Annotated in this window: 2 protein-coding genes; both read right to left on the reverse strand. The window is 63.6% G+C overall.

Annotated features, from left to right (window positions below):
- Window positions 1-526: 526 nt before the first annotated feature.
- A complete protein-coding gene (locus JS533_RS13435) occupies window positions 527-1861 on the reverse strand; it encodes an MFS transporter (RefSeq protein WP_241515316.1) in 1335 nt (444 codons plus the stop codon).
- Between the two features lie 433 nt (window positions 1862-2294).
- A complete protein-coding gene (gene fbaA / locus JS533_RS13440) occupies window positions 2295-3383 on the reverse strand; it encodes a class II fructose-bisphosphate aldolase (protein WP_241515314.1) in 1089 nt (362 codons plus the stop codon).
- Between the last annotated feature and the right edge of the window lie 206 nt (window positions 3384-3589).

A 3589-nucleotide genomic window follows, 5' to 3' on the forward strand; every position in this document is an offset into this window, starting at 1 on the left:
GGAACCTCGACAACCTCATCGGCCTGGTCATGCTCAAATGCGGCGGACTCAACCTCAAACTCCCCGGACACCAATAAGCAGTAAGCCAGACAGAAGATTCACACCCACACAAACACCCGAAGAGCCGGAAATTCCAAGAAAAAACAGTCTTGATTTTTCGGACCGTTTGCGCTAGCGCCCCGGTTATGGCGGAATATCAGCGTCGCTTATACCGCATATCCCCCTATTCCGTCTCACCATCCGATATTCCCTGCGCCCGCATCCCCGGCTCCGTCATCACGACACGCCGACCTCTCGTCCTTCCTTCCCCCAGTTTGACGATTGAGAGGCTGATTAGGCATCCCGCCGAGGTCAGTTTGACGATCGAGAGGCTACATCTCCCGTTGAGACCCTCCCACATGCACTATTTTCCAAGGCACAGATACATCGCTGGCGGCCATAAGCCGCTGAAGTCGCCTCTCGATCGTCAAACTGACCTCGGCAGAGCCAAGAATCAGCCTCTCGATCGTCAAACTGCCCCGTTGCGTCACGCCTCAAGCACGGCGAGCACCTTCTTTTCGTCGTAGAACGCGAAGATCACGCCGCCGAGGCCGCACAACACCGCCGCGCACACGGCGGCCGCGCGGTATCCGAAGCCCGAGCCGGCGCCGATCGTGCTCAGACCGGTGAACAGCAGCATCGACAGGCTCTGTCCCATCTTCATCGCGAACGTGCGTGCCGCGTAGAACATGCCCTGCCGGTCCTCGCCGGTCGTCTTCGAGCTCGCGCCCGCGATGTTCGCCACCACGGCCTGCGGCAGGATGCCGAAGATCGCCATCGGGATCGCGCACGCAACCGACAGCACCACACCCTGCGCCATCGCCGGCATCGCGCCCAAAGCCCCCGAACCCAGCAGGGCCGCGAACACGTACGCGCAGGTGAAGATCGTGAATCCGACCAGCATGAGCCGCTTCTTGCCCACGCGCCCGGCGAACATGTTCACCGGCAGGTAGAACAGTACCGACACGCCGGTCATCAGCACGAAGTAGATCGTCGTACTCGTTTCCGGCAGCTTCAAGAGGCTCGTCACGAAGAACGGCAGGCCGGTCTGGAACATGGTGATCGCTATCCAGTACACGATGTCGGAGCTGACGAACTTGACGAACTCGCGGTCGCGGAACGTTTCCTTGAGCGAGGTGAGCGTGTCCTCACTGGTCGGCTTGGAGTCGACGTATTCACGCTCGTCGATGGTGAGCGCGGGCACGAGCATGCACACGAACGCGATCGCGGCGAGGATCGTAAATGTGACGCGGATCGCGTTCACGCGGCCGAGTCCGGGCACGAACGCGCCCCAGATGACCGGCGCGACGTAGGCGACGGCGGTGCCGGCGATGAACGTGAACGAGATGGTCGTGGAGATGTTGAGCTGCTGCTTGGAGTCGTGGCCGAGTTCTGCGATGAGCGCGTTGTACGGCGTGCAGTAGAACGTGAGCGCGATGTAGTAGCCGATGACGGTGACGAACAGGAACGCCGCGTTCGCCCAGCTGGTCGTGTTGACCGGGCTCCAGAAGACAAGCACGGTGACGACGGCGAGCGGCAGGGCCGCGAACTGCAGGAACGGGATGCGCCGGCCGCGCGGGGACTTGCTGCGATCGGACAGACTTGCGACGGCCGGATCGACGAACGCATCGAAGAAGCGCGCGAATGCGGTGATGCCGCCGACGACGGTGACGATGCCGAGGATCACGAGGCCTTGCGGCACGAACACGGCCTGGCCTTGAGCGATGGTTTCGGCATCGGGCTGATAGAAGTACACGAGCCAGTTGGAGATGATGCCGCTCAACAGCGCCCATCCGAACTGGCCGGTGGCGAACGCCCACACCTTGGCGGCGGGCAGATCCTTGACGGTTGCGGCGACCGTGGCGGCTGCGTCGGTCTTGGCGGCCGGAACCGCCGCATCATGCGTCTTACTGTTCATCCTTGAACCTCCCGATCAACATTGACACCTTGTCAAGAATACTCCGGCCCCCGGGATGTTCCCCATGACATCCCGGGAACCCAACAACCTACTTCAGCGCACGGCCATCATCCCAAAACGCCTCTGATGCCGGCGGCAGCCTCGGCTCCCTCACTGAGGCCGAGCCGTGAAGCAAACGCCGGAGGCGTTTGTAGGCGAGGAGCGAGCGACAGCGAGCCAGATAACGTCGCGCGTAGCGCGTCCATAATTGCAGGACGCTGTCAGCCGCAGGCTGACTGGGTGAGCGTCTACGGCGCAGCCGCCAACAAACGCGACATTGCGCGATAGCGCGATCCCATTACTTGAGCGCGCGCCCCGCCGAGCCGAGCTGCTGGCACGCCTCGACCACGCGCGAGGCCATCGCCGATTCGGCTTCACGACCCCACGAGCGCGGATCGTAGAACTTCTTGTTGCCCACTTCCCCGTCGATCTTGAGCACGGCGTCGTAGTGCGAGAACATGTGCCCGGCCACCGCACGCGTGAACGCGTACTGCGTGTCCGTGTCGATGTTCATCTTGACCACGCCGTAGCTGACCGCGCGCGCGATCTCGTCCGGCGTCGAGCCGGATCCGCCGTGGAACACGAGCGCGAACGGCTTGCCGTCGGGCAGGTCGGGCAGCGCGCAGGACGCGATGTCGGCGGATGCGATCGAGCCGAGGCGGCCGTCGTGCGCCGCGTCCCACACTTCGGTCTGGATGTCGCGCAGCAGTTCGGGGCGCAGTTTGACGACGCCAGGCTTGTACGCGCCGTGCACGTTGCCGAACGTGAACGCGGCCATGTACCGGCCGTGTTCGCCGAGGCCGAGCCGTTCGGCGACGCGCACGCCGTCGGCCGGCGTGGAGTACAGCTTTTCGTTGATTTCGGCGGAATGGCCGTCCTCCTCGCCGCCGACCGTGCCGATTTCGATTTCCAGCACGGTGTGCGCCTTGACGGATTTTTCGAGCAGTTCGGTCGCGATGTCGAGGTTCTCCTCGAGCGGCACGGTGGAGCCGTCCCACATGTGCGACTGGAACGTCGGTTCCTCGCCGCGCTTGACCTGCGCCGCTTCGATGTCGAGCAGCGGGCGCACCCATTCGTCGAGGTACTGCTTGGCGCAGTGGTCGGTGTGGAGCGCGACGGTGATGTTCGGATACTTTTTGGCGACTTCGTGCGCGAATGCGGCGAAGGCGAGGGAGCCGGTGACGCGGTCGTTGACCGACTGCCCGGAGAAGTAGGCGGATCCGCCGACCGACACCTGGATGATGCCGTCGGATTCGGCTTCGGCGAAGCCCTGCAGCGCGGCGTTCAGCGTCTGCGTGCTCGTGACGTTGATCGCAGGATAGGCGTAGCCGCCATGACGGGCGGCGTCCAGCATTTCGGCATAGCGTTCAGCGGTTGCGATAGTCATGCCCCCATTATTTCGCGCCACAGTGACGAACCGGTTGTATGCGTTGCCCACCGCCCGCGCAGTCTCGGAATCGCACTGTCGCGCGATGCTGTGTTGTTGGCGGCGCGTTCGCGCCGCGGAGCGCTCAGTCACGGCTACGCCGTGACAGCTCCTTCGGTGAGGGAGCCGAAGCTCCGCCAGCATCTTTGTCGGCTCGCGCATCATCT

This window comes from Bifidobacterium amazonense (assembly GCF_018555435.2).
Lineage (GTDB): Bacteria > Actinomycetota > Actinomycetes > Actinomycetales > Bifidobacteriaceae > Bifidobacterium > Bifidobacterium amazonense.